This window comes from Enterococcus sp. 6D12_DIV0197 (assembly GCF_002174385.1).
GTDB lineage: Bacteria > Bacillota > Bacilli > Lactobacillales > Enterococcaceae > Enterococcus_D > Enterococcus_D casseliflavus.
In genome coordinates, this window is sequence record NZ_NIBN01000001.1 from 10,745 (window position 1) to 12,953 (window position 2,209).

The 2,209-nt window shown below is 29.0% G+C and carries 1 protein-coding gene and 1 pseudogene; both read right to left on the reverse strand.

What is annotated here, in order from left to right:
* Window positions 1-1,266: 1,266 nt before the first annotated feature.
* Window positions 1,267-1,905 carry an ABC-2 transporter permease gene (locus tag A5867_RS00055; RefSeq protein WP_087626633.1) on the reverse strand — a complete coding sequence of 213 codons (639 nt, stop codon included), beginning with the start codon at window positions 1,903-1,905 and terminating at the stop codon, window positions 1,267-1,269.
* Window positions 1,884-2,209 (reverse strand): annotated as a pseudogene (locus A5867_RS18045) (ABC transporter ATP-binding protein); the annotation flags it as partial. The gene A5867_RS00055 and the pseudogene A5867_RS18045, both read right to left, overlap by 22 nt.

Here is a 2,209-nt window from a genome sequence, read left to right on the forward strand (position 1 = left end):
TATTCGATCTATCAATTAGTTCTTGTTTATTATCTGTAATAACTTCTGTAAAATAATGAACTGGAAGGCAACTAACTTCTTTTTTTGGAATCTGATTATCAACAAAGCTGAGACCATTATTACACTGACAAAAATAATTTTTGATAGTTCTTTTTCATTATTAAACCCCTCAAGTAATTAATTATCTTGATTATATAAAAAAAACACATCTTAGTCTAGATAACAGTTTGAAGATGTAATAAAACAACACTGTAAACGATTACTGATATATAAGGGAAATACATTATTAGGTAAATTTTATAAAGTAGTTGCATCATCTTCGTAAAAAAAACACTGCACTATTAGCAATGCTCTAAGAATACATGGATTAATAAATTTTTTAATTTACCTTATCTCTCACTAAAACAAATCGATTAGTACCATCAATTTTTCGATACTCTCGGTCACAAGTTTTGCATAGATAATGTCCATTTGAGTAAAAAGAATTTCCTTTCCTTACCGTAATTTTTTCTAGATCACCACAATCGCATTCTATCCAATCAGGTGGCCAATACCATCGTTGGTTATACGGTGTAACAGGTACTTTCCCTTGGTCACCGTAACATTTCCGCTCAAAAACCATATGAATCACCCCTTCGTGATAAAACACTATAACGTGTATATATTCTGTCTCTTATACACATCTAGATGTGTATAAGGTGATAAAACACTATAACGTGTATATATTTATTATATAGTGTTTTTCAGAATAGACTTTTCTTGTTATAAATTTGTCTCTATAAGGGCCACTGGAACATTAGTTTTTGGCAATCAGTAAAATAAGTTATAAAATCTTATTATAACAATGTTTTATAGTTTCAAAAAGTCATTGTCAAAATGATTCTAATTAATCATTCCCAAAAACTACCGCTATTTTCTGTACGGATGTTCCAGTGCCCCCTTAAACGAGGGATCAAAAAAGGATCAAAAACTATTAAGTTTCTGACACCTTTTTTATCCTGAAATACATCTTATTTGGTGACTAATAACGGGAAGTATAAATACATCAACTTTTTAAAACGGTTCAGAGAAAATATCGTTGGCGCACTTTAAACATAAGATAGATGCATTTTGATTCTCTAAAGCCTTGAGGGATTTTTCTTGAGCGCTATTGATTTTGGGAGGAAATTGCCATTTAGTCCAACATGTTTCATAAGTACTTATTTCTTTCTTACATCTGTTACAATAAAATTTTTTTGACTTTACATCGTACATGTTAAAGCTCCTTTAATCTGTATTTGGACATTGGTTAACCATCTTTTTTGTAATTCTAAAAGATAGGTATATCGATATAAGCAAAAACAATAAACAAACTAAGAACAAGCAGAAAAAGAGAATGTAATTTGATAATTTAAATATTTCATTTATCATAGAAGTTTTCAATAAGTTTTGAACTAACATGAATATAACAATCAGTATCAGAAAAACGATTGAGCTTCCGTTTATTCCAGCTAAATAAACCGCTGGTACTAAAAGAGAAGTGTATATTACACTAATAGCTATTGATAATCCTATAACACTTAAGCATACCAAAATTGAGTATTGGTTGTAAAAAAGTAAAAATATAGAATCTACAATCAAATTTAATAGTGAAATAGTTGCTAGAACAACTCCCATAACAGTATATCTTGATAGGACTATATCCGTATGTCTAATAGGCAAAGTAGTAGAAAAATAGTACCAATCGTCTTTATGATCATCTGTGAATAATGGTAGTACAATCGATACAGAAAAAAATATACTAATAATATTAGCTATTATAAGCCCAGTTTCTTTAAATATCAAAACAGCAGTAAAGTGTATGATCAAAAATGAGATAACATAAATTATTTTAATCTTATTCCTTAAGGAATAAACACAGCACATCCAGTTTCCTTTGAAAAATCTGATATATAAGATAGTAATGTATTTCTAAATACGGGATCCAATCCATTAGTTGTCTCATCCAGCAACAACAATTTGAGCTTTCGAAAAAAAGCATAGCCAAAATTTAATTTCACTTTCATACCATGTGAATAATCGTTAATTTTTTTATCTTTTGGTAAGTCGAATTCCTTTATGTATGAAAAAAATAGCTCCTTGTTCCAGTTTTTAAAAACTTTGCTAAAAATAGAGTTTATATCAATAGCTGTAAATGATGCGTTGAAATGATTTTTGTCTAGAATAATGG